General features: G+C 67.5%; 14 protein-coding genes. 10 read left to right on the top strand and 4 right to left on the bottom strand.

Translation table 11 applies throughout. From position 1 onward, the window contains the following. Positions 1–35 precede the first annotated feature (35 nt). The 6 genes from COC42_RS03415 to COC42_RS03390 all read left to right on the top strand — a co-directional run bounded on the left by COC42_RS03415 (position 36) and on the right by COC42_RS03390 (position 12045). A complete protein-coding gene (locus COC42_RS03415; RefSeq protein WP_245843804.1) occupies positions 36–2270 on the top strand; it encodes an autotransporter assembly complex protein TamA in 2235 nt (744 codons plus the stop codon). Then, a complete protein-coding gene (locus tag COC42_RS03410) occupies positions 2270–6475 on the top strand; it encodes a translocation/assembly module TamB domain-containing protein (RefSeq protein WP_096341851.1) in 4206 nt (1401 codons plus the stop codon). Before COC42_RS03415 ends, COC42_RS03410 begins: the two co-directional genes overlap by 1 nt. 94 nt (positions 6476–6569) lie before the next feature. Continuing rightward, entirely contained in the window at positions 6570–8042 is a 1473-nt protein-coding gene (locus COC42_RS03405; protein WP_096341850.1) for a flavin-containing monooxygenase, read from the top strand. A 72-nt stretch (positions 8043–8114) separates the two neighbouring features. After that, on the top strand, positions 8115–8870 hold the full coding sequence (gene otsB / locus COC42_RS03400; RefSeq protein ID WP_245843802.1) for a trehalose-phosphatase: 756 nt from the start codon (positions 8115–8117) through the stop codon (positions 8868–8870). After that, the gene (locus COC42_RS03395; protein ID WP_096341848.1) at positions 8867–10663 is read left to right on the top strand and encodes a glycoside hydrolase family 15 protein; all 1797 of its coding nucleotides are present in this window, start codon (positions 8867–8869) and stop codon (positions 10661–10663) included. Before otsB ends, COC42_RS03395 begins: the two co-directional genes overlap by 4 nt. After that, positions 10645–12045: an alpha,alpha-trehalose-phosphate synthase (UDP-forming) gene (locus COC42_RS03390; protein WP_096341847.1), complete on the top strand. Its 1401-nt coding sequence runs from the start codon at positions 10645–10647 to the stop codon at positions 12043–12045. The genes COC42_RS03395 and COC42_RS03390 overlap by 19 nt, the downstream gene beginning before the upstream one ends. A 15-nt stretch (positions 12046–12060) precedes the next feature. Here the strand turns inward: COC42_RS03390 and COC42_RS03385 are convergent, their stop codons facing one another. The 3 genes from COC42_RS03385 to COC42_RS03375 form a co-directional block, all read right to left on the bottom strand. Further along, complete coding sequence (locus tag COC42_RS03385) at positions 12061–12417, bottom strand: DUF952 domain-containing protein (protein ID WP_096341846.1); 357 nt, start codon at positions 12415–12417, stop codon at positions 12061–12063. Further along, positions 12407–15202 (bottom strand): DNA gyrase subunit A, encoded by a 2796-nt coding sequence (gene gyrA, locus COC42_RS03380; RefSeq protein ID WP_096341845.1) that lies wholly within the window; start codon positions 15200–15202, stop codon positions 12407–12409. The genes COC42_RS03385 and gyrA overlap by 11 nt, the downstream gene beginning before the upstream one ends. 190 nt (positions 15203–15392) lie before the next feature. Beyond that, on the bottom strand, positions 15393–16076 hold the full coding sequence (locus COC42_RS03375; RefSeq protein WP_096341844.1) for an SDR family NAD(P)-dependent oxidoreductase: 684 nt from the start codon (positions 16074–16076) through the stop codon (positions 15393–15395). 174 nt (positions 16077–16250) lie between these two features. Between COC42_RS03375 and COC42_RS03370 the strand changes: the two genes are divergently transcribed. The 4 genes from COC42_RS03370 to COC42_RS03355 all read left to right on the top strand — a co-directional run bounded on the left by COC42_RS03370 (position 16251) and on the right by COC42_RS03355 (position 21043). Next, positions 16251–17507, top strand: coding sequence for a hypothetical protein (locus tag COC42_RS03370; RefSeq protein ID WP_096341843.1), 1257 nt, complete (start codon positions 16251–16253; stop codon positions 17505–17507). Positions 17508–17621: 114 nt separating this feature from the next. Next, positions 17622–19565, top strand: a complete 1944-nt coding sequence (locus COC42_RS03365; RefSeq protein ID WP_096341842.1) for a glycoside hydrolase family 127 protein — start codon at positions 17622–17624, stop codon at positions 19563–19565. A gap of 175 nt (positions 19566–19740) precedes the next feature. Continuing rightward, the gene (gene modB, locus COC42_RS03360) at positions 19741–20433 is read left to right on the top strand and encodes a molybdate ABC transporter permease subunit (RefSeq protein ID WP_096341841.1); all 693 of its coding nucleotides are present in this window, start codon (positions 19741–19743) and stop codon (positions 20431–20433) included. Then, entirely contained in the window at positions 20423–21043 is a 621-nt protein-coding gene (locus COC42_RS03355) for an ATP-binding cassette domain-containing protein (protein WP_096341840.1), read from the top strand. The genes modB and COC42_RS03355 overlap by 11 nt, the downstream gene beginning before the upstream one ends. Before the next feature lie 137 nt (positions 21044–21180). Here COC42_RS03355 and rpoC read toward each other — a convergent pair whose 3' ends face one another. Next, complete coding sequence (rpoC, locus tag COC42_RS03350) at positions 21181–25464, bottom strand: DNA-directed RNA polymerase subunit beta' (RefSeq protein ID WP_096341839.1); 4284 nt, start codon at positions 25462–25464, stop codon at positions 21181–21183. Positions 25465–25488: the final 24 nt, after the last annotated feature.

The raw sequence follows: 25488 nt of genomic DNA, 5'->3' as shown, positions 1-25488 counted from the left end.
ACGGGGACGACGTGGCGAAGCGGGGATCGAAGGGGTTGCGTATTGCGCTATGCGCCGGGAGCGCGCTGATCGCCGGACCACTTGCAGCGCAGATCACCCCCGATCCGACCCGGCCCGGACAGTCTGCACCCGCCGCGGCATCGACCCCCGCCGCCGAAGCGCCGGCGCCGGCGACGCCGACCGCACCGATCGTTCCCGACACGCAGTTCGAGGCGGAATTGCCGCCGCTTTCGAGCGACCTTAACGCGCCGCTCGAATCGATGCAGTCATTCGAGACGCCGGCAGCGCCGACGCCTGCCGCCCCCTCGCGCCCCGGCACCACCGCGGCCCCGGCACCCCTTGCCCCGCAGACCACCGACCCCGCTGCGATCCCGCCCCAGCCCCTTCCGGGCGAGCCGGTGCTAGCGCAGCCGCTGCCGCCGCTCGCGACCTTCGATGTGACGCCCCCGGCCGAGGTGGCGGGCGGCCCCGATCCACGCACGGTCGAAATCCGCTACACGGTGGTGCTCGAAGGGCTCAAGGACGCCGGCGTCGAGGCGCAGTTCAAGGACCTGTCGGCGCTCGAGGATGGCGACGGCAAGGCGGCGAACGCGACGATGGTGTCGGCGCGCGCGCGCGAGGACGAGCAGCTGGCGGTTCGCCTCCTGCGCTCGCTTGGCTATTACGACGCGACCGCGGTCTCGACCGTCGAGCAGAACCCGGCCAATTCGGGCAATCTGCGCGCCACGATCAGTGCGACGCCGGGGCAGCGCTACAAGCTGGGCGACATCACGGTCAGGGCGAACGCGACGATCCCGCCCGACCTGATCCGCCGCGAGCTGCCGCTGAAGTCGGGCGACCCGCTCGAGGCGACGCGGATCCAGGGCGCCGAGGCCAACGTCTCGCTCAAGCTGCCGCAGCAGGGCTATCCCTTCGTCAAGCTTGGGCAGCGCGACATCCTGCTCGACGAGCGCGACTTCACCGGCGACTATACGCTGCCCGTCGAAACCGGGCCGCGATCGTCGTTCGGCACGATCTCGACCGAGGGCGATCTCGCCTTCGATCTCGACCATGTGCAGATCTTCCCGCGCTTCAAGCCGGGCCAGCTCTATGACGCGCGGCTGGTCGACGACATGCGCGAGGCGCTGATCGCGACGGGCCTGTTCTCGACCGTCTCGGTCGAGCCGCAGCGGACCGGCGTGCCGGGGCCGGACACGACCGAGCAGGTCAATCTGCTTGTCCGGCAGAACAAGGGACCGGCTCGCCGGCTGACCGGCGAAGCTGGCTATGGCACCGGTCAGGGCGTTCGCCTTGAGGGGACGTGGCAGCATCGCAACCTTTTCGCACCGGAAGGGGCGCTGATCGTCAACGCGGTCGCGGGGACGCAGGAACAGGGCGCGGGCGTCACCTTCCGCCGCTCGAACGCCGGGCGACGCGACCGGACGTTCCAGGTGGGCGCCTCGGCCAACCGCTCGAACTATGATGCGTTCGAGGCGTTCACCGGCACGCTTTCGGCGCGCTGGAGCTATGATTCGACGCCGATCTGGCAGAAGAAGTGGACCTATTATTACGGTGGCGAGCTGATCGGCACCAACGAGGACGTGTTCGACTTCGAGCGGAACGAGCGCGTGCGGCGTACCTATGGCATTGCCGCGATCCCGCTGTTCCTCGGCCTCGACACGTCGGACGACCTGCTCAACCCGACGCGCGGCTTCCGCGTGAAGCTCAACTTGTCGCCCGAGACCTCGGTACAGGGGTCGGTGCGCCCCTATATCCGCTCGATGCTCGAGGTGACGGGCTATTTTCCCGTCATGGACAATCTCGTCATCGCCGGGCGCGCGCGCGCCGGGTCGATCGCGGGGATTTCGCGCGACGATCTCGCCCCCTCGCGGCGCTATTATGCCGGCGGCGGCGGATCGGTGCGCGGCTTCGGCTTCCAGGAACTCGGGCCCCGGACCGAGGAGGCGAACCCCGACTTCGATCCCGAGGAGGAGGTGTCGGACGACAATTCGCCGACGGTGTTCCGCCCGATCGGCGGGCGCAGCCTCAACGAGTTCGCGCTCGAGGCGCGGTACCGCTTTGGCAATTTCGGGATCGTGCCGTTCATCGACGCGGGCCAGGTCTATGACTCGACCCTGCCCAAGGGGCGCGACCTGCGCTTCGGAGCGGGTATCGGTGGGCGCTTCTATACCAATTTCGGGCCGATGCGCGTCGATGTGGCGACGCCGATCAACCGGCGCGAGGGTGAATCGCTGATCGCGCTCTACATCTCGATCGGGCAGGCGTTCTGATGGCCGAGGACACGCCCCCGCCCGTCGAGAACCCGACCGAAACCGTCGTCGTGATCGACCGCCGCCCGCTTTGGCAGCGCATCCTGAAGTGGATCGGCATCGCGCTGGTGGCCATCGCGCTGCTGCTCCTTGCCGTGGTGCTGGGGCTCAACACCTCGCCGGGCAAGCGCTTCCTCGCCGACCGGATCGGCGGATTCACGACTGCCTCGGGCCTCAACGTCAAGGTCGGGCGGATCGACGGATCGATCTATGGCGCGATGGTGCTGCGCGACGTGCGGGTCAGCGACCCACGGGGCGTGTTCGCCACCTCACCGCGGCTCACCGTCGACTGGCGGCCCTTCGCCTTCGCACGCAATCATGTCGACGTGCGCAGCCTGACCAGTCCGCTGGTCCGGGTCGGCCGCCTGCCCGAACTCAAGGAAGTGCCGAGCGACCCCAATGCGCCGTTGCTTCCCGACCTCGACATCGACGTCAACCGCCTCGCGATCGACCGCATCGACCTGGCCCCGCCGGTCGCGGGCAGGCGCTATCTCGCGCGGATCGAAGGCAACGTCCACATCGCCGACCGCCGGGCGCAGCTGACCGCCAATGCCGCAACGCTGAACGGCCCCGGGATCGCTGGCGGCGACCGGGTGACGGTCGCGCTCGATGCGGTCCCCGATGCCGACAAGTTCGACCTCGACCTCAAGCTCAACGCGCCTGCGACAGGGCTGGTCGGGTCGATGGCGGGGCTCAAGGCGCCGCTCTATGCAACGATCGACGGCGCCGGCAGCTGGAAGCAGTGGCAAGGGCGCCTCGCGGGCACGCTGGGCAACGCACAGCTCGCCAACCTCGCCATTACCGGCCGCGATGGCCTGTTCCAGGTACGTGGTGCCGCGCGGCCGGGCCTCTACCTGCAGGGGCCGGTTGAGCGGCTGACCAGCCCTGACCTCCAGATCGCGCTCGACGCGCGCCTGCTCGAGGCGCGGCGGCTCGACACCCAGCTGCGCCTGCGCTCCTCCGCGCTCGCCGTGGCGACGGCGGGCCTGCTCGACCTTGGCCGCAGCCGGTTCGAAAATTTCCGCGTCGAGGGCCAGCTCCTCACCCCCGGGGCGATCGCCGAGAATCTGAACGGTAATGCCGTGCGCGCCGCCGTCGCCCTGAACGGCGCGTTCGCGACTCCGACGGTCGACTACAAGCTGACCGCCGCCGCGATCGGCTTCGGCGAGACGGTGGTCGAGCGGCTCTATGCCGAAGGCAAGGCGACGGTCGACGCCGATCGTATCCTGATCCCCGTCAATGCCCGCGCCGCCCGGATTGCCGGCCTCAACGCCGCGGTCGGCGGGCTCGTTACCAACGTGGCGCTCAACGGCGACGTGGCGATCAACGGCGATCAGATCCTGTCGGACAATATGCGCATCCGATCCGACCGGATCGATGCGACGGCGATCCTCGTCGCCGACATGGGCACGGGGCGCTACACCGGCGCGCTCAAGGGTCGGGTCAACGATTACGAGGTCGCCTCGATCGGGATCATCGACCTGCAAACCGACGCCGACCTCGTGATGACCCCCGCCGGCTATGGCATCAAGGGACGCATCGTCACCCAGACCAAGCGGCTGTTCAACGACGGGATCCGCAACTTCCTGGGCGGCAACGCGACCGCGGCGGTGAATGTCGCGCTGACGCCGAACGGGATCGTCAATTTCCACGATCTCCGTCTCAACGCCCCGCAGTTCCGCATCACCCGCGGGCGCGGCAGCTACAATTTCGCGGGCCCGCTCGCGGTGGAGGCGGACGCCTATTCGACGCAATACGGCCCGCTCACCGCGCGCGTGTCGGGCAGCGTCGCCCAGCCCGTCGTCCTGCTGCGCGCGCCGCGACCGGGTGTCGGCGTCGGGCTCGTCAATCTCGAGGCGCGAGTGCGCGGGCAGGGTGAGGCCTATGCCATCGCCGCGACCGGGGGCACCAATTACGGACCGTTCAACGCCAACGTCCTGTTGCGGACCAGTCCGCGGCTGACTGCCGACATTCGCAACAGCGTGTTTGCGGGCATCACCTTCAACGGCCGCGTCGCCGCCACGCCGGCTGGGCCGTTCGCTGGCGCGCTCGACTTTGCGGGCTCGGGCGTCAACGGCCGGGCCGTGCTCGGCGCGGTTGGGCGTTTCCAGTCGGCGACGGTCGCCGCGCGCGCGGCCAACGCGACGATCCCCGGCGACATGGGCCTGACAATTGGTCAGGCACAGGCAAACGCCCGCGTCGTCCTTTATGACGATGCGCCGGCCGTCACCTTCGACGCGCAGGTCGCGAATCTGCGCCAGGGCGATTACGTCGTCACTCGGGCCCGTGCGCGCGGCGACTATCGCGGCGGCAACGGCTATGTGCAGGCGGTCGCGCGCGGCACCACCGGCGTGCCGTTCGAGCTCGCCGCCAATGCCCGGCTCAGCCCGGCGCTGTGGGTCGTCGCGCTCAAGGGCAAGGGCAATGGCGTCAACTTCCGCACCGCCAGCCCCGCGCGGATCGAAGTGGCGGGCGGCGGCTATCGCCTTCAGCCGACGCGCATCGACTTTGATCGCGGCTCGGCGCGGCTCGCCGGGCGCTACGGCAACGGCTATGCGCTTCAGGGGCGGCTTGACAGCCTCGACCTTCAGATCGCCAATACCTTCGTCCCCGGCATCGGTCTGGGCGGCACCGCAAATGGCAGCTTTGAGGTCAATCAGGCCGCGGGTGCAGCGGCGCCGACGGGCAACGCCCGCATCCTTGTCAACAATTTCACCCGCTCGGGCCTGTCGACGGTCTCGACGCCGGTCGATATCCAGTCGATCGTCGGCCTGACCGGCGGCCGCGCCGACATCCGCGCGCTGGTCCAGCGCCAAGGCGCGACGATCGGCCGCGTCGCGGTGCAGACGGGCATGAGCGCAGGTGCGCCGTTATCGGGCGGCATCCGCTATAACGGCCCTGCGGAGGTGTTGTGGTCGCTGGGTGGCATCGCCAACCAACAGCTTGCCGGACCGATCGGCATCGCTGCCGACATGAGCGGGACGCTGGGCAGCCCGCGCGTCGCCGGCCTGATCCGCGCCAACAACCTCGTCTATGAGAACGAGACCTACGGCACGCGGCTGTCGGCGATGCGGCTGACCGGGCGCTTCACCAACGATCGCTTCGAATTGCAGGAGCTGCGCGCGACCGCGGGCGAGGGGACCGTGACAGCCCAGGGCAATGTCGGCCTGGCCGCCAATAGCGGCTTCCCGATCGATGTGCGCGCCACCCTCGACAATGCGCGCCTTGCCCGCAGCGACATGATCGGCGCGACCGCGACGGGCAATGTCCGCGTCACCAACGGCGCGAACGGCGGCCTGATCGAAGGCGACATCCGCATCCCCGAGGCACGTTATCAGGTCATCCGCCAGGGATCGGCCGAAGTGCCGGAACTGACGGGGGTGCGCCGTCGCGGCGCGCCGCTCGAGGCCGCCAATGCTGAGCGCGGCAGCACGCCTGCGCCCTCGGCCGGGCTGTTCCGCCTCAATATCCGCGTCAGCGCCGACAATCGGCTCTACGTCTCGGGCATGGGGCTGGAGAGCGAGTGGCAGGCTGACCTGCGCATCACCGGCACCTCGGCCAATCCGCGCATCTCGGGCGAGATCGAGGCGATCCGAGGCACCTACAGCTTTGCGGGCAAGCGCTTCGAGCTCGACCGCGGCCTCATCACCTATGAGGGCAACGAACTCACCAATCCCAACATCACCATTTCGGCCTCGACCACGACCGAGGGGGTGACGGCGACGATCAATGTGACGGGCACCGCGCAGCGGCCGCGCCTGTCCTTCACCTCCACGCCCGCGCTCGCGCAGGACGAGGTGCTCGCCCGCATCCTGTTCGGCCGGTCCGTCACCAACCTATCGGCGATCCAGGCGATCCAACTGGCCAGCGCGCTCAATTCGCTGCGCGGGTCGGGCGGCGGCCTCAATCCGCTGGGCGAGCTGCGTCAGGCGGGCGGTATCGACCGCCTGCGCATCCTCGGCGCCGACGAGGCGTCGGGCCGCGGGACGGCGCTGGCAGCTGGGCAGTATCTGACCGACGACATCTATGTCGAGATCATCACCGACGCCCGCGGCTTCACCGCAACCCAGCTCGAGATCGCGCTGACAAAGGCGCTGTCGGTACTGTCGCAGACGGGCAGCTTCGGCGGATCGAGCGTGAACCTGCGGTATTCGCGGGATTATTGAGGCACTGCTCCTCTCCCCCAGGTGGGGAGGGGAGCAGGTTGCGCTTCCCCCGTCGTCCCCGATCGAATATCCGGTACGCTCGGGAGAGCGCTTGATGGCCGACGAGTGGTTCGACGTTGTGGTGGTGGGGGCCGGCCTGTCGGGCATCGGCATGGCGCGCCATTTGAAGGTCGAGTGTCCCGATCTCAGCTTCACCGTCCTTGAGGCGCGCGCGCGGCTGGGCGGCACCTGGGACCTGTTCCGCTATCCCGGCGTGCGGTCGGACTCCGACATGTACACGCTCGGCTACAGCTTCCGGCCCTGGACCGAAGAGAAGGCGATCGCCGAGGGCGGGTCGATCCTCTCCTACCTTCAGGACACCGCCCGCGAAAGCGGGGTCGAGCCGCATATCCGCACCCGCACGCGCGTCGTCGCCGCCGACTGGTCGAGCGCGGACGCCGCCTGGACGCTGACCGTCGACGTCGCGGGGGAGCGGCGGACCGTCGCCTGCCGCTTTGTCGTGATGTGCACGGGTTATTACGACTATGCACGCGGCCATGCGCCCGCCTTCGCCGGCGCGGACGATTTCGCCGGCCAGATCGTCCACCCGCAATTCTGGCCCGAGAACCTCGACGTTTCGGGCAAGCGCGTCGCGGTGATCGGCAGCGGCGCGACCGCGGTGACGTTGGTCCCCGCGCTCGCCGACCGCGGGGCGCAGGTAGCGATGGTGCAGCGCTCGCCCAGCTATGTCGTCGCGCGGCCCGCGTCCGATCGGATCGCCAACGGACTCCGCCGCCTCATCGGTGCGCGGCGCGCGACCGATGCGATCCGCTGGCGCAACGCCCTCATCGGCCAGTTCTTCTACAGCCGCATGCGCAAGCACCCCAAGGCTGCGGCCGAGAAGCTGATCGGCTGGGTGCGCGACCATCTCGGCCCCGATTACGACGTCGCGACTCACTTCACGCCGCGCTACGACCCGTGGGATCAGCGCCTCTGCCTCGTCCCCGACGGGGATCTGTTCGAGGCGATCAAGGCCGGCCGCGCAGAGGTGGTGACCGGGACCATCGACCGGTTCGAAGCCGAGGGCATCGTCATGGAAGACGGCACCCGCGTGCCCGCCGATATCATCGTCACCGCGACGGGCCTCGAACTCAAGCTGATGGACGACATGCCCGTCCGCATCGATGGCCGTCCGGTCGACTTCGCGCGGACGCTCAATTACAAGGGAATGATGTTCAGCGACGTACCGAACCTCGCCTACACCTTCGGTTATACCAATGCCTCCTGGACTCTGAAGGCCGATCTGACCGCCGCCTATGTCTGCCGCCTGCTCAATGCGATGCGTGCCCGCGGCATGCGCTCGGCGACGCCGCGGGTGGGCGAGGGGGAGGCGGGGGACGAGGCGTTCCTCGATTTCACCTCGACCTATGTCCAGCGCGCGATCGACCGCTTTCCAAAGCAGGGCAAGCGCGCGCCGTGGCGGCTGCACCAGAATTACCTCAAGGACCTGATGGCGCTCCGCTTCGGCCGGGTCGACGATGCGATCGAGTTCGCGCACCCCGAACGCGGTGAGCAACGCGCCGCCTGACAAAGCCGAGAAAATGCCGCAATGCGGAACCGCGTTCGGGGGCGAAACATTCCTTTGGCGCGGGAGGCAGACTTGAACGACACCACCACCCTGTTGCCGACGCCGCCGCGCGACCTGCTCGGTGGCGCCAGCCTGTTCCTCGATTTCGACGGGACGCTCGTCGAGTTGCAGGACCGACCCGACCTCGTCCATGCCGATGCCGAACTGATCCGGCTGCTCGCGCGCGTAGGCCATGCGCTCGACGGGCGTCTGGCGATCGTGACCGGCCGGGCAAGCGAGCGCATCGTCGAGATGTTCGGCGGCATCCCCTTCGTCATCGGCGGCAGCCATGGGGTCGAATTCCGCTATCCGGGCGGCCGCACGGCCGGGCCCGAGCTGCCCGCGGGGTTGCCCGACGTCATCGACCGGCTGCGCGCCTTCGCCGCGGCGCATGACGGGGTGCTGGTCGAAACCAAGCCCTATGGCGCCGGCCTCCACTATCGCATGGCGCCCGATGTCGAGGATGAGGCAAACTTGCTGGCCGAGGCGCTCGCCGCCGCACACGGCCTTCGCGTCCAGCCCGGCAAGATGATGGTCGAGCTACGCGCCGCCGCCGGCGACAAGGGCGCGGCGATCGAGCGGCTGATGGGTGAGGCGCCGTTCGCGGGCAGCCGGCCGGTCTTCCTGGGCGACGACGTGACCGACGAGGACGGCTTCCGCGCGGTGGCGGCGCTCGGCGGGGCAGGCATCCTGATCGGGCCCGAGCGGGGCACCGCCGCCCGCTATCGACTGGAGGGCGTCAGCGCCGTCCGCACCTGGCTCTCGCGCGCAGTGGAGGCATATCTGTGAACCCGACCCTCGATCTCTGGCCGATCGGCAATTGCCAGGTCTCGGCGCTGATCGACACCTCGGCGCGCTTCATCTGGGGCTGTGTCCCGCGCGTCGATGGCGACCCCGTTTTCTCCTCGCTCCTCGACGGCCGCGATCCCGAGAGCGACGATGCGGTGGGGCTGTGGGCGATCGACCTTCAGGACCTTGATCGCGTGGAGCAGCAATATCGCCGCAACACGCCCATCCTCGTCAGCCGGATGACCGACGCCAACGGCAGTGCGATCGAGGTGATCGACTTCTGTCCGCGGTTCGAGCGGCTGGGCCGCACCTACCGCCCGGTCGCCTATGTCCGCATCATTCGCCCCATATCGGGCAGCCCGCGCATCCGCATGCGCCTGCGCCCCACGCGCGGCTGGGGCGATGCAGCGGTCGAGCGCACTTCGGGCTCGAACCATATCCGCTTCCTTCTCGAAGGGATGCAGCTGCGCCTCACCACCAATGCCGCGGTCGGGCAGTTGTGGGACGAGCGGCCCTTCCGCGTGGAACGTCCGCTCTATTTCTTCCTCGGGCCGGACGAGAGCTTCGGCGGCGACATCGCTACTGCGGTCGAGGAGATGCTGAGCTACACGACACAGCATTGGCAGCACTGGTCGCGCGGCCTTGCGACGCCGCTCGAATGGCAGGACGTGGTTATCCGCGCGGCGATCTCGCTCAAGCTGTGCCAGCACGAGGAAACCGGCGCGATCGTCGCGGCGCTGACCACCTCGATACCCGAGCATGCCGGGTCGGAGCGGAACTGGGACTATCGCTACTGCTGGATCCGCGACGCCTATTATACTGTCCAGGCGCTCAACCGTGTCGGCGCGCTCGACGTGCTGGAGGGGTATCTCGGCTATCTGCGTAACATCGTCGACGATGCCAAGGGTGGCGCGATCCAGCCGCTCTACGGCGTGCTCGGCGAGAAGCGCCTGCCCGAGGTGCAGGCACCGCGCCTCGCCGGCTATCGCGGCATGGGGCCGGTGCGCGTGGGCAACCAGGCCGCCGAGCAGATCCAGCACGACGCCTATGGCCAGATCGTCCTGTCGAACGTCCAGGCTTTTTTCGACGAGCGCCTGTTCCGCATGGCCGGGGTCGAGGATTTCGAGGCGCTGGAGCGCGTCGGCGAGCGGGCGTGGGAACTCTACGACAAGCCCGATGCCGGCCTGTGGGAACTGCGCACCCGCCAGTCGGTCCACACCTATTCGGCGGCAATGTGCTGGGCCGCGTGCGATCGCCTCGGCAACGCCGCCGAGCGGCTGGGGCTGCCCGAGCGCGCAACCTTCTGGAACGACCGCGCGGCGATCATGCGCGACCGGATCGAGACCGCCGCGTGGCGCGAGGAGACCCAGCGCATGTCGGCGACCTTTTCGGGCGACGACCTCGACGCCAGCCTGATCCAGCTGCTCGACCTGCGCTTCCAGTCACCCGACGACCCGCGTTTCCGCGGCACGCTCGACGCGGTCGAACATGGGTTACGGCGCGGCAGCCACATGCTGCGTTATGACACCGAGGATGATTTCGGCCTGCCCGAGACGGCGTTCAACGTCTGTACCTTCTGGCTTATCGAGGCGCTGCATTTCACCGGCCGGGATGCCGATGCGCGTGCGCTGTTTGAGGAGATGCTGTCGCGCCGCACCGCCTCGGGCCTGTTGTCCGAGGACATCGACCCGCAAACCGGCGAACTTTGGGGCAACTACCCACAGACCTACTCGCTGGTCGGGATGATCAATTGCGCCGTCCTTCTTAGCAAACCATGGAGCTCGATCCGTTGAGTCGCCTCATCATCATTTCCAATCGTGTGTCGGCACCCTCGGATTCGCATTCGGGGGCGCAAGGCGGGCTGGCGGTGGCGCTGTCGGCGGCATTGCGCGAATACAAGGGCATCTGGTTCGGCTGGTCGGGGGAGACGACCGAGCAGTTCAACGGCCATATCAACTTCCAGCGTTCGGGCGGCGTAACGACGGCAACGGTTGATCTGGAGGAACAGGACGTCGACGAATATTACAACGGCTACGCCAACCGGACGCTGTGGCCGCTGTTCCACTATCGCATCGACCTCGCCGAGTATGAGCGCGACTTCGCCGGCGGCTACAGCCGGGTCAATGACCGCTTCGCCAGCACCGTCCGCCCGTTGATCGAACCCGACGACGCGATCTGGATCCAAGACTATCATATGTTTCCGCTGGGCAGTGCGCTGCGTGAGCGCGGGTGCCAGAACCGGATCGGCTTCTTCCTCCACATCCCCTGGCCGCCGCGCCGGCTACTCGCCGTCCTGCCCGAGGCGGCGGAGTTGGTCAGCCACCTGTTTGCTTATGACGTGGTCGGCTTCCACACACAGGAATGGCTCGACAGCTTCTGCGATTACGCGATCGACGAGATGGGCGCGGTGCTCGACGGCGACCACCTGCGACTGGGCGACCGCAGCGTGCAGGTGATGGCGAACCCGATCGGCATCGACGCCAAGGAATTCGCCGAGGCGTCGCGCAGTCCGACTGCTCGCCTCGCCTATCGCCGGATGCGCGACAGTGCGGTTGGCCGCGACCTGATCGTCGGCGTCGACCGGCTCGACTATTCGAAAGGACTGGAGGAGCGCTTTCTCGGCTATGAGCGCTTCCTGCAGGAGCATCCGGAGGAGCGCAAGGAGGTCTTCCTGCTTCAGATCGCGCCGCCGTCGCGCGGGGCGGTCGGCAGCTATCAGAAGATTCGCACGACGCTGGAAGGGCTGTCGGGTCGGATCAACGGCGCCTATGCCGATACCGATTGGGTGCCGATCCGCTACGTCAACCAGGGCTATCCGCGCGAGCAGCTCGCCGGCATCTATCGCGCGGCGAAGATCGGGCTGGTGACACCCTTGCGTGACGGCATGAACCTCGTCGCCAAGGAGTATGTTGCGGCGCAGGATCCCGAGGATCCCGGTGTCCTCATCCTCTCGCGCTTCGCAGGCGCGGCGGCGCAGCTGCAGGTGGGCGCGCTGCTCATTAACCCCTACAGCGCCGAGGAGATCAGCGACGCGATCATCGCCGCACTCAAGATGCCTCGGCACGAACGGATCGACCGCTGGCGCGCCATGATGGACAATGTCGAGGCCGAGGACGTGGTGTGGTGGCGCAAGCGGTTTACCGATGCGCTGATCGAGGAGAGAGTCGCGGGCTGATCGCGCCCGCCCGCCTCAGCCGGCGACGGGCAGCCGGACCTTCCCGTTCGTATCGCGCTCCAGCGACCCATAGGCCACCACCGCCGCCAAGGGCAAAGCGGCATAAAGATGCGGGAAAAGCGCGCCCCCGCGGCTCTCCTCCCATTTCACCGCCTCGCCGAGCGCCTCGAGATCGACCGCCGCCACGTGCAGGTCGGTCTGCCCCGCGAAATGCTTGTCCACCGTTTCCGTCAGCTGCGCCGCGGTCGACAGGTGGATATAGCCGTCCGCAACATCCACAGGCGCGCCCGCGAACGCGCCCTCCGTCTCAAGCGCCGCCATCTGATCGGCGGTCAGCACCTTGTAGGCGAGGGCGGGGCGATCACTCGCCATCGTCGTCCTCTTCCTCGACCCGCTCGCTGAGCGTCGCCTCGCTGGTGCCGTCATCGAGCGTGATCGCCTTGTCGGCCTCGACCTCGGCGATCGTTTCGAGCTCGTCGGCGACGGCGGCCTCGGCGGCGTTCTCGGGCTCGGGCTCTTCATCGATGCGCGCGACGCCGACGACGTGTTCGTTATCGGCGACGTTGAAGAGGCGAACGCCCGCCGACCCTCTGCCGATGACACGCAGCGAGGTGAGCGGCATGCGGATCATCTTCGCCTGATCGGTGACGAGCATCAGCTGGTCGGCTTGACGCGCGGGGAAGCTCGCGACGACCGGGCCATTGCGGCGGATGTTGTCGATGTTGGTGATGCCCTGACCACCGCGGCCCGTCCGGCGATACTCATATGCGGACGACAGCTTGCCATAGCCGTTGGCACAAACGGTAAGGATGAACTGTTCCTTCTCCGCCAGCTCGGCAAGGCGCTCGGGATTCGCTGGCTCGCCCTCGCGCTCGGGCTTCCAGGGGGCGAAGCGCAGATACTCCTCGCGCTCCTCCTGCGTGGCGCCGGCGCGGTGGAGGATCGACAGCGAAATCACCTCGTCGCCGTCCTTCAGGCTCATGCCGCGCACGCCGGTCGAGTTGCGGCTCTGGAACTCGCGCACATCCTCCCCGGGGAAGCGGATCGCCTTGCCGTTTCGGCTGGCGAGGAGCACGTCGTCGCCCTCCTCGAGCAGCGCGACGCCGATCAGGCGGTCGTCGGCATCCTCGCCCTCGAACTTCATCGCGATCTTGCCAGCGGTGGGCACGTTGGTGAAGGCGTCCATGGAATTGCGACGGACGCTTCCCCGTGCGGTCGCGAACATGACGTGGAGCTTGCCCCACTCGGCCTCATCCTCCGGCAGGGGGAGGACGGTCGAGATCGTCTCGCCCGCGGCCAGCGGCAGCAGGTTGACCATCGGCCGCCCGCGCGTCGCCGGGCCACCCTCGGGCAGGCGCCAGACCTTCATGCGATAGACCCGGCCGAGCGTGGAGAAGAACAGCACCGGCGTGTGCGTCGAGGTGACGAACAGGTTGGTGACCGCGTCCTCGTCCTTGGTCGCCATGCCCGCGCGGCCCTTGCCGCCGCGCGCCTGGGCGCGGAAGGCATCGAGCGGGGTGCGCTTGATATAGCCCTGCATGGTCACGGTAACGACCATGTCCTCGCGCTCGATCAGGTCCTCGTCCTCGATCCCGTCGGCGGCGGCGGCGATCTCGGTCCGGCGCGGCGTCGCGAAGGCGTCGCGCACCTCGACCAGTTCGCCGCGCATCACCTCGTAGAGTTTGACGCGGTTGCCGAGGATCTCGAGCAGCTCGGCGATCGAGGCGGCGAGTTCGGCCAGTTCGCCGCCGATCTCGTCGCGGCCGAGCGCGGTCAGCCGGTGGAGGCGCAAGTCGAGGATCGCGCGGACCTGAACGTCGGACAGGCGATAGACCTCGCCCTCGACTTCCTGCTCCATCGCCTCGACCAGCCGGATATAGGGCGCGATCTCGGCGATCGGCCATTCGCGCATCAGGAGCGCGTGGCGCGCCGCCGCCGGGCTCTCTGAGCCACGGATGATCCTCACTACCTCGTCGAGGTTGGTGACCGCGATAACGAGGCCCAGCAAGATGTGTGCGCGGTCGCGTGCCTTCGCCAACTCGTACTTCGAGCGGCGGGTGATGACCTCCTCGCGGAACCGGACGAAGCTCTCGATGATATCGCGCAGGTTGAGGAGCTCTGGCCGGCCGCCGCGGATCGCGAGCATGTTGGCGGCGAAGCTCGACTGGGCGGGGGTGTGGCGCCAGATCTGATTGAGCACCACCTCGGGCGTCGCGTCGCGCTTCAGGTCGATGACGATCCGAACACCCTCGCGGTTCGATTCGTCGCGGATGTCGCTGACGCCCTCGACGCGCTTGTCCTTGGCGGCCTCGGCGATCTTCTCGACCAGCGCGTTCTTGCCCTGCTGGAAGGGGATTTCGGTGAGGACGATCGAGCGCCGCTCGCCGCGCTGCTCGAAGGTGTGGCGGCTCCGGAGGATGATCGAGCCGCGGCCGGTGCCGTGAGCGCTCCGAATGCCCGAACGGCCGAGGATGATCGCGCCGGTCGGGAAGTCGGGACCGGGGACGATCTCCATCAGCTCGTCCGCCGTCACCGCACCCTGGCTGTCGACATAGGCGAGGCAGGCGTTGACGACTTCGCCCAGGTTATGCGGCGGCACGTTGGTCGCCATGCCGACGGCGATGCCGCCCGCGCCGTTGACGAGCAGGTTGGGGAAGCGCGCGGGCAGCACCGACGGCTCACTTTCCGACCCGTCGTAATTGGGCTGGAAGTCGACGGTATCCTTGTCGAGATCGGACAGAAGTTCGCCTGCGACGCGGGCGAGGCGCGCCTCGGTATAACGCATTGCCGCGGGCGGATCGGGGTCCATCGAGCCGAAATTGCCCTGACCATCGATCAGCGGCACGCGCATCGACCAGTCCTGCGTCATGCGCGCCAACGCGTCGTAGATCGCGGTGTCGCCATGCGGGTGATACTTACCGATCACGTCGCCGACGATGCGCGCCGACTTGCGATACGGCTTGTTGTAGGTGAAGCCGCTCTCGCTCGCCGAAAACAGGATGCGGCGATGGACGGGCTTCAGCCCGTCGCGCACATCGGGCAGCGCGCGCGCAACGATCACCGACATGGCATAGTCGAGATAGCTCGACTTCATCTCGTCGACGATCGAGATGCGGGAAATGTCCGAAGGGTCGGCGAGCAACGTCTCGTCGGTCAAGGCAGGCTTTCGCTTTCGTGTGGAGGTTCTGTGACGGTCCTAGACCCCTTGGGGGCACCGAACAAGTCTCGCGCGCTCGCGTGCGCGAGGGGAGGTGGTCACTTCGCGGGGGAGGGGAGGCGGGTCTGTTGGTGAGCGGCACCACGCCTCATGGCCGACCAATCACGGGCCTTCTCAATCCCGAAAGGGGTTAGAACGGCACTTCCGCCCCGTCCCAGGCGAAGACCTTGCCGCTGTCGTGCGGCTTCAGCCCGTCGATCACGTCGAGGAGCTGTACCGCGGCACGGTCGGGCGCGAACAGCTTGCCCGGCGCGACATTGCCTTGGAACGGCTTGGACAGGCCGGTATCGACCGTGCCGGGGTGCAGCCCGACGACGATCGTGCGATCGTACTTCCGCCGCGCCTCGATGGCGATGTTGCGCAGGAGCATGTTGAGCGCCGCCTTTGACGCGCGATAGCCGTGCCAGCCGCCGAGCGCATTGTCGCCGATCGAGCCGACCCGCGCCGACAGCGCGGCGAAGACCGGCGTGCCGGTTCGCGGCAGCAGCGGCACGAAATGCTTGGCCACCAGCGCTGGGCCGATCGTGTTGACGGCATAGACGCGCGACAGCCATTCGGCATCGAGATCCTTCAGCGCCTTTTCCGGTCCGCGCTGGCCCTCGTGCAGGATGCCCGTCGCGACAACGACGAGGGCGGGCGCCGGTCCCTCGGCCACCCGCGCGGCGGCGGCGGCGATGCTCGCCTCGTCGGTAAGGTCCAGCCCGTTCGCCCGGGAGAAGCGCCAGACGCGATCATACGCGCCTTCTTCCTCGATCGCATCGGCGAGCGCGCCGCCGATCCCGCCCGAGGCGCCGATGATGACTGCCGATTGCATGACCCCGCGGCTAGGCGCGCGATCGACGCGGGTCAATTCGGTCCAAAGGGATAGGTCGCGTTCAATATGCGTTCAGTGGGTTGGTGCCACGGGCAGGAGCGATCCGGTGTCGGCTTGTCTGGCGGCGCTCGGGCATTTAGGGGCTTGAAAACCCCCGAGAGGAGATTTCTGAAGATGTCGATCGTGTCCAAGGCCGCACTCACCGCGATGCTGGCGCTCGGCGGCGTCGCCGTGGCGACCGCGGCGCCGGCGGCCCCCGTGCAGAAGAAGGGCAAGGAGGGCGAGGCCCCCCAGCTCAAGGTCGGCGAGGAGTTCCGCAAGGCGGCGCTCGCCGCGCAGACCGCGCTCCAGGCAAACGACCTTGCCACCGCCGACACGCAGCTGACCGCCGCCGAAGCGCTCATCAAGAATGATGACGAGAAGTACTTCGCCGCGCAGCTTCGCCTGCCGCTCGAGGCGCGCAAGAAGAACAACGCCGGCATGAAGGCGGCGATCGAGACGCTGCTCGCCGACCCGCGCACTGCAGACAAGGCGAAGATGGCCTTTGTGCGCGGCGACATCGCGCGGCAGGAGAAGGATTATCAGGGCGCGCTCCGCTATTTCCAGCAGGCGCAGCAGCTCGGCTACAGCGATCAGGAAAACCTGACGCTCAGCATGGCGCAGACGCAGTTTGACCTCGGCAACTCGGCCGGCGGCGTCGCCGAGCTCGAAAAGGCGGTGCAGGCCAAGAAGGCCGCGAACCAGCCCGTGCCCGATGCGTGGTACGACCTCGCCGTCGCCAAGCTCTATGCCGCGAAGGATTCGGCGGGCGTCAGCAAGTGGCTGCGCCTCCAGCTCAACGACTATCCCAATGCCAAGAACTGGCGCCGGTCGCTGCTCGTCTATCGTGACAGCGCCAAGCTCGACGATCAGGGCAAGCTCGACCTGTTCCGCCTGATGCGCCAGACCAAGGTCCTGGCCGATCAGGGCGACTATGCCGAATATGCCGACATCGCCTATCGCGTCGGCCTGCCGTTCGAGACCAAGTCGGCGATCGAGGAAGGCCGCGCGCAGGGCAAGATCCAGGGGAGCGGACTGGGGCAGCTGCTGACCGACGCCAACACGTCGATCAAGAGCGAGGGCGCGCTCTCGACGCTCGAGGGCAAGGCGAAGGCGGCCGCCAATGGCCGCGCCGCGGCCCAGCTGGCCGACGCCTATCTGGGCAGCGCGAGCTATGCCAAGGCGGTCGAGTTCTACAAGCTGGCACTGCAGAAGGGCGGTGTCGATAACGACACGGTAAACCTGCGCCTCGGCAACGCATTGGTCGGCGCGGGCAACCGGGCCGAGGCCACGGCGTCGTTCGATGCGGTCAAGACCCAGCCCAAGGCCGAGATCGCCACATTCTGGAAGCAGTGGCTGGCGACCAGCGGCACCGCGACCGCCGCCAACTGATCGGACGATCCGACGCATGAAGGGCCGGGGGGCGACCTCCGGCCCTTTTTGCATGCCCTAGGTTGCGGCGGCCTCACTCTTTGATTAGTCAGACTAAAAGGCAGGAGAGGCGGCATGGACGGCGGACGCACGGGGCAGTCGAGACGAGGTTTCCTCGCGAGTGTGGGCAGCGGCGCCATCGTCGCGACCGCGGGTTCGCCTGCCTTCGCATTGCAGTCTGCGCCCGATGCGCCGCCGCGCGCGGTCAAGCCGCGCCTGACCGCCTTCGATATGGCCGATGTCGACCTTCACGACAGCCCGTTCCTCCACGCCCAGCGCATGACCGAGGCGTATTTGCTACGCCTCGATCCCGACCGGATGCTTCACAATTTTCGCGTCAATGCCGGGCTGAAGCCGCGCGCGCCGGTCTATGGGGGCTGGGAGTCGGAAGCGACCTGGGCCGACATCAACTGCCACGGCCACACGCTCGGGCACTATCTCTCGGCATGCGCGCTCGCCTGGCGCAGCACGCGCGACAAGCGGTACCAGCAGCGTATCGAGCATATCGCCGCCGAGCTCGCCGCGTGCCAGGCGGCGGCGAAGAGCGGGCTTGTCACTGCTTTCCCCGACGGCGCGGCGCTGCTCGCGCGGCATCTGGCGGGACAGCCGATCACCGGCGTTCCTTGGTACACTCTCCACAAAATCTATGCCGGGCTGCGTGACGCGGCGCTGCTGGCGGACAGCGCGGCCTCGCGCGAAGTGCTGATCCGTCTTGCCGACTGGGGCGTCGCGGCGTGCCGGCCGCTGAATGACGCCCAGTTCGAGGAGATGCTGGCGATCGAGCATGGCGGCATGAATGAGGTCTATGCCGATCTCTATGCAATGACCGGCAACGCCGACTATCGCGACCTGTCGCGCCGCTTTTCGCATAAGGCAATCCTCGACCCGTTGACAAAAAACCGCGACCATCTCGACGGGCTCCACGCTAATACGCAGGTGCCCAAGATCACCGGTTTTCACCGCGTCTATGAAACGACGGGCGAGACCAGATACCGCGACGCCGCCCGTTTCTTCTGGCGCACGGTCGCGCGCACGCGCTCCTTCGCGACGGGCGGGCATGGTGATGCCGAGCATTTCTTCGCGCCGGTCGACACCGCGCAGCACGTCTTCTCGCCCAAGGCGTCGGAGACTTGCTGCCAGCACAATATGCTGCGCCTGACGCGCGCGATGTTCCTTGATGATCCGCAGGCCGAATACGGCGATTACTATGAGCGGACGCTCTACAACGGCATCCTCGCCTCGCAGGATCCCGACAGCGGCATGGCGACCTATTTCCAGGGCGCGAAGCCAGGATACATGAAGCTTTATCACACACCCGAGCACAGCTTCTGGTGCTGCACGGGGACGGGGATGGAAAACCACGTCAAGTATCGCGATTCGATCTACTTCAAGGGCGACCGCGCACTCTATGTGAACCTGTTCATCCCCTCGAGCGTGCGTTGGCGTGAGGCGGGTGCGTCGCTCACCCAGACAACGCGCTTTCCCGACGAGGCGACGACACGGCTGCGCTGGTCGATGAAGGCGCCGCAGACGCTGACCCTGGCGCTCCGCCACCCGGGCTGGAGCCGGACGGCGGTGGTGCGCGTCAACGGCGCCGAGGTGATGCGGTCCGATGCGCCCGGCCGCTATATCGACGTCTCGCGCGAATGGCGTGATGGCGACGAGGTGACGCTTGAGCTGGCGATGGAGCCGGGGTTCGAGGCGATCCCCGCCGCGCCCGACATCGTCGCCTTCACCTATGGCCCGCTGGTGCTCGCGGGGGCGCTCGGGCGGCAGGGGCTGAAGCCCGGCGACGACGTCGTCGTCAACGAGCGCAAGTTCGGCGAGTATAACGACGCGCCCGTCACGGTACCGCAACTGGCAGGCGATCCGCGCGCTCTGGCCGGGGCAATCCGCCCGGCGGGTGCGCCGTTGACCTTCACGCTGGCCGCGGCGGACGGGCAGGCGGTGCGGCTGGTCCCCTATCACCGGATCGCTCATGAGCGGTACGCAACCTATTGGAAGCTCGCGCGCGCCTGACGCGGCGGAAGAAGAAGCGGGACAACGATTCAAGCCTGACTGGGCCGTTCGAAGCGTCCGGGTGACGGGACAGGAGAGGCCATCTCTTCACAAAACTCGTCGCCTCGGATCCAGAGAGGCTGAGTTCCGCTTCTTCCTTCTTTTACCGCGCGCTGCGCCACTTTAGACAGACTGCGTGCCGCTCGCTCTCTCCCCCGACGAATGGGAAGTCGTTCGCCTGTCGCTGCTCGTCGGCGGTGTCGCGGTGGCGGCGACGCTGCCGGTGGCCTTCGGACTCGCCTATCTCCTTGCGAGGGGGCGCTTCCCCGGTCGCCTGCTGCTCGACGGGATCATCCACCTGCCGCTCGTCCTGCCGCCCGTCGTCACCGGCTGGCTGCTGCTTATCGCCTTTGCGCCCCGGGGCATGATCGGCGGTCCGCTCGAGCGATGGTTCGGCGTGAGCGTGCTCTTTCGCTGGACCGGCGCGGCGATCGCGGCAGGGGTAATGGCGCTCCCCCTCATCGTTCGCGCGATCCGCTTGTCGATCGAGGCGGTCGACCGGCGGATCGAGGGTGCGGCGCGGACGCTCGGGGCGGGGCGGCTAGATACCTTCCTGACCGTTACGCTGCCGCTCAGCCTGCCCGGCGTGCTGGCCGGCACGGTGCTCGGCTTTGCGCGTGCGCTCGGCGAATTCGGGGCGACGATCACCTTCGTCTCGAATGTGCCGGGTGAGACGCGGACGCTGCCCATTGCCATCTATTCGGCGCTGCAGGTGCCGGGCGGCGATGCGCAGGTCTGGCGGCTTGCGGCGATCTCCGTCGTACTCTCACTGGCGGCGCTCGTGGTGTCGGAGGCGCTGACACGGCGGCGGAGCGGCCATGTCGTTTGACCTGTCGCTGGTGAAGCGGCGTGGCGACACGCTAATCGCCGCGCATGTCGAGGGCGGGGAGGGGGTGACGGTCCTGTTCGGCCCGTCGGGGGCGGGCAAGACCAGCGTGCTCGACATGGTCGCGGGGTTGCTTCGCCCCGATGAGGGGCATGTGCGCGTCGACGGCGTGACGCTGTTCGATCGTGCCGCGCGTATCGACCTGCCGCCCGAGCGGCGGCGTGCCGGCTATGTGTTTCAGGACGGGCGACTGTTTCCACACCTGAGCGTCGGCGCCAACCTGCGCTATGGCGAGCGGCGGGCGCCGCCCGAGGCCCGCTGGATCGGGTTCGAGGCGGTGGTGGACCTGCTCGGCATCGGCCACCTGCTCGCGCGCCGCCCCCGCACCCTGTCGGGCGGCGAGGCGCGGCGCGTGGCGATCGGCCGCGCGCTGCTGGCGGCGCCGCGCTTCCTTCTACTGGACGAGCCGACGAGCTTCCTCGACCGCGCCCGGCGCGAGGAGGTGGCGCGGGCGATCGAAGATGTGCGCGACCGGCTCAAGCTGCCGATCCTCTTGGTGACGCACGACCAGGGGGAGGCCGAGCGGCTGGGGACGCGGATCGTGCGGATGTAGCCTGGGAAAGGCCCAATTCCCCCGCGTCGCCCCGGGCTTGATCCGGCGGTCGCGCTGCCTCCCGTCTAACGAAGCCAAAGAAGAAGCCGCCGCCCGGCATCCCGGACGACGGCTTTCCTTCACTCAGACCCGAACGATCAGTCGTTCAGATATTCGCCCGCATCGGCGTCGGTGCCATGGCCCGAGGGGGCGAGCTCGGCCAGCGGGTCGTTGCCGGTGCCCTGCGCGTCGCGGACCGAGCGCGCCAGTTCGGCGGCGTGCTCTTCCTCGGCCGAATTGGGCGCGATGATCGTCGCCTCGGCCATCCGCCGCTGCGCGACGCGAAGCGCGGCATCACGCGACGAGGCGGCGACGCGCATCCGGTTCATGCCCGCGCCGGTGCCCGCCGGGATCAGGCGGCCGACGATGACATTCTCCTTCAGGCCGTTCAGCGTATCGACCTTGCCCTGCACCGATGCCTCGGTGAGGACGCGCGTCGTCTCTTGGAACGACGCGGCCGAGATGAACGAGCGCGTCTGGAGCGAGGCCTTGGTGATACCGAGCAGGACCGGCTTGCCCTGCGCGGGCTGCTGGTTCTTCTCGAGCTTCGAATTGGCCTCGTCCATCTCGTCGCGGTCGAGCTGCTCGCCCTTGAGCAGCGTCGTGTCGCCGCCGTCGGTGATCTCGACCTTCTGCAGCATCTGGCGAACGATCACCTCGATGTGCTTGTCGTTGATCTTCACGCCCTGCAAACGATAGACTTCCTGGATCTCGCTGACCAGATACTCGGCCAGCGGCTCCACGCCCATCGTCTCGAGGATGTCGTGCGGATCGGGCGACCCGCCGATCAGGTTGTCGCCGCGCTTGACGTAATCGCCTTCCTGCACGTCGATGACCTTCGACTTGGGGACGAGATACTCGACCACCTCGCCGCCGTCGTCGGGCTGGATGCCGATCTTGCGCTTCGCCTTGTAGTCCTTGCCGAACAGGACGCGGCCCGAAACCTTGGCGATGATCGCCGAGTCCTTGGGCGTGCGTGCCTCGAACAGCTCGGCGACGCGCGGCAAACCACCGGTGATGTCGCGAGTCTTGGCCGATTCGCGGCTGGCACGGGCGAGCACGTCGCCCGCCTGTACCTGCGCACCGTCCTCGACCGACAGCACCGTGCCGGGCGCGAGCATGTAGCGACCGCTCTCGCCCGAACCCTCGTCGAGCAGCGTCAGGCGCGGACGAAGATCTTCCTTCGCCTTCCCGCGATACTCGGTCACCACGCGCTGCGTGATGCCCGTCGCATCGTCGGCCTGTTCGGTCAGCGTCTTGCCGTCGAGCAGGTCCTGATACTTCACGACGCCGGGGTTCTCGGTAATGACCGGCATGGTGAACGGGTCCCACTCGGCCATGCGGTCGCCCTTGGCCACCACATGCCCGTCGTCGAACAGCACATAGGCGCCGTAGGGGATGCGGTGCGTCGAGAGCTCGCGACCGTCCATGTCGACGATCGCGATCTCGCCCGAACGCGAGAGCGTCACGCGTCGGCCGCGCTGGTCGACGATCAGGCGCAGGTCGCGGAACTCGACGGTGCCGTCGACCGGCGCCTCGAGGTTCGACTGCTCGTTGAGCTGCGCCGCGCCGCCGATGTGGAAGGTCCGCATCGTCAGCTGCGTGCCCGGCTCGCCGATCGACTGGGCGGCAATGACGCCCACCGCCTCGCCGATATTGACCGGCGTACCGCGGGCGAGGTCGCGCCCGTAGCACTTGGCGCAGACGCCCATCTTCGCCTCGCAGACCAGCGGCGAACGGATCTTCATGCCCTGGATGCCCAGCGCCTCGATCTGCGCGATCATCGGCTCGTCGAGAAGCGTGCCCAGCGGGATCGCCACCTTGTTGGTCTTGGGATCGACGACGTCCTCGGCCGTGGTGCGGCCCAGGATACGCTCGCCGAGCGAGGCGATGACCGACCCGCCCTGGACGATCGCGCGCATCTCGAGCGCGCGCTCGGTGCCGCAATCCTCCTCCATGACGACGCAATCCTGCGACACGTCGACGAGGCGGCGGGTCAGGTAGCCCGAGTTCGCCGTCTTGAGCGCCGTGTCGGCCAGACCCTTGCGGGCGCCGTGGGTCGAGTTGAAGTATTCAAGGACGGTCAGGCCCTCCTTGAAGTTCGAGATGATCGGCGTCTCGATGATCTCGCCCGACGGCTTGGCCATCAGGCCGCGCATGCCGGCGAGCTGCTTGATCTGCGCCTGCGAACCGCGGGCACCCGAATGCGCCATCATGTAGATCGAGTTGATCGGCTTCTCGCGGCCGGCCATCGGGCCGTCCTCGTAGCGCTTCACCGCCTTGATCTCGTCCATCATGGCGGCCGCCACCTGGTCGCCGCAACGGCTCCAGGCGTCGATCACCTTGTTGTACTTTTCCTGCTGGGTGATGAGGCCGTCCTGATACTGCTGCTCATAATCCTTCACGAGCGCGCGCGTCTCATCAACCATCCCTTCCTTGGCGGCGGGGATGATCATGTCGTCCTTGCCGAACGAGATGCCGGCGCGGAACGCGTGCCGGAAGCCGAGCGCCATGATCGCGTCGGCGAACAGCACGGTCTCCTTCTGGCCGGTGTGGCGATACACCTCGTCGATCACGTCGCCCACGTCCTTCTTGGTGAGGAGGCGGTTGACGATCTCGAACGGCACCTTGTGGCTCTTCGGCAGCGTCTCGCCCAGCAGCATGCGGCCCGGCGTCGTCTCGAAGCGCTTGAGGTACTGGTTGCCGTCCTCGTCGGTCTGCGGCACGCGGCTGACGATCTTGGTGTGGAGCGTCACCGCGCCGTTGAACAGCGCCTGATGCACCTCTTCCATGTCGGCCAGCACCATGCCCTCACCCGGCTCGCCCGACTTCTCGAGGCTGAGGTAGTAGAGGCCCAGCACCATGTCCTGCGACGGCACGATGATCGGCTTGCCGTTCGCGGGAGACAGGATGTTGTTGGTCGACATCATCAGGACGCGCGCTTCCAGCTGCGCCTCAAGGCTCAGCGGAACGTGCACGGCCATCTGGTCACCGTCGAAGTCGGCATTGAACGCCGAGCAGACCAGCGGGTGGAGCTGGATCGCCTTGCCCTCGATCAGCACAGGCTCGAAGGCCTGGATGCCGAGGCGGTGGAGCGTCGGCGCGCGGTTGAGGAGGACGGGGTGCTCGCGAATGACTTCGTCGAGGATGTCCCAGACTTCTTTGCGCTCCTTTTCGACCCACTTCTTGGCCTGCTTCAGCGTCATCGACAGGCCCTTGGCGTCGAGCCGGGCATAGATGAACGGCTTGAACAGCTCGAGCGCCATCTTCTTGGGCAGGCCGCACTGGTGCAGCTTGAGCTCCGGCCCGGTCACGATGACCGAACGGCCCGAATAGTCGACGCGCTTGCCGAGCAGGTTCTGGCGGAAACGGCCCTGCTTGCCCTTCAGCATGTCGGACAGCGACTTGAGCGGACGCTTGTTGGCGCCGGTGATCGTCCGGCCGCGGCGGCCGTTGTCAAACAGGGCGTCGACCGCTTCCTGCAGCATTCGCTTTTCGTTGCGGACGATGATGTCCGGCGCGCGCAGCTCCATCAGGCGCTTCAGGCGGTTGTTGCGGTTGATGACGCGGCGATAGAGATCGTTGAGGTCCGACGTCGCGAAGCGGCCGCCGTCGAGCGGCACCAGCGGGCGCAGTTCGGGCGGGATGACCGGCACGACGTCGAGGATCATCCACTCGGGACGGTTGCCCGATTCGATGAAGCTCTCGACCACCTTCAGCCGCTTGATGATCTTCTTGGGCTTAAGCTCGGACTTGGTGGTCGCGAGTTCCTCGAGCAGGTCGCGGCGCTCACCCTCGAGGTCGAGGTCCATGAGCATCGCCTTGACCGCCTCGGCGCCGATTCCGGCCGAGAACGCGTCCTCGCCATACTGGTCCTGTGCGTCGAGCAGCTCGTCCTCGGTGAGGAGCTGAAACTTCTCGAGCGGAGTGAGGCCCGGCTCGGTGACGATATAGCTCTCGAAATACAGCACGCGCTCAAGCTGCTTGAGCTGCATGTCGAGGAGCAGGCCGATGCGGCTCGGCAGCGACTTCAGGAACCAGATATGCGCGACCGGGGCGGCGAGCTCGATATGGCCCATGCGCTCGCGGCGGACCTTCGAGACCGTGACCTCGACGCCGCACTTCTCGCAGACGATGCCCTTGTACTTCATGCGCTTGTACTTGCCGCACAGGCACTCGTAATCCTTAATCGGACCGAAGATGCGCGCGCAGAACAGGCCGTCACGCTCGGGCTTGAACGTGCGATAGTTGATCGTCTCGGGCTTCTTGATCTCGCCGAACGACCACGAGCGGATGCGCTCGGGCGAAGCGATGCCGATCTGGATCTGGTCGAAGGTCTCCGGCTTGGCGACCGGGTTCGCGAAGTTGGTCAGTTCGTTCATTTTTTCTGTCCCTCTGAGGGGTCA

The sequence above is a fragment of the Sphingomonas spermidinifaciens genome (assembly GCF_002351485.1).
In the GTDB taxonomy this organism is placed as follows: Bacteria; Pseudomonadota; Alphaproteobacteria; order Sphingomonadales; family Sphingomonadaceae; genus Sphingomonas; species Sphingomonas spermidinifaciens.
The sequence above is the reverse complement of the archived record's forward strand: the minus strand, read 5'-3'. Positions and strand labels throughout refer to the sequence as shown.

Coding starts and splice junctions, on each gene's coding strand:
- COC42_RS03410 (WP_096341851.1), top strand. CDS start 2,270: ATGGCCGAGGACACGCCCCCGCCCGTCGAGAACCCGACCGAAACCGTC.
- COC42_RS03405 (WP_096341850.1), top strand. CDS start 6,570: ATGGCCGACGAGTGGTTCGACGTTGTGGTGGTGGGGGCCGGCCTGTCG.
- COC42_RS03390 (WP_096341847.1), top strand. CDS start 10,645: ATGGAGCTCGATCCGTTGAGTCGCCTCATCATCATTTCCAATCGTGTG.
- COC42_RS03385 (WP_096341846.1), bottom strand. CDS start 12,417: ATGGCGAGTGATCGCCCCGCCCTCGCCTACAAGGTGCTGACCGCCGAT.
- COC42_RS03375 (WP_096341844.1), bottom strand. CDS start 16,076: ATGCAATCGGCAGTCATCATCGGCGCCTCGGGCGGGATCGGCGGCGCG.
- COC42_RS03370 (WP_096341843.1), top strand. CDS start 16,251: ATGTCGATCGTGTCCAAGGCCGCACTCACCGCGATGCTGGCGCTCGGC.
- COC42_RS03365 (WP_096341842.1), top strand. CDS start 17,622: ATGGACGGCGGACGCACGGGGCAGTCGAGACGAGGTTTCCTCGCGAGT.
- COC42_RS03355 (WP_096341840.1), top strand. CDS start 20,423: ATGTCGTTTGACCTGTCGCTGGTGAAGCGGCGTGGCGACACGCTAATC.
- rpoC (WP_096341839.1), bottom strand. CDS start 25,464: ATGAACGAACTGACCAACTTCGCGAACCCGGTCGCCAAGCCGGAGACC.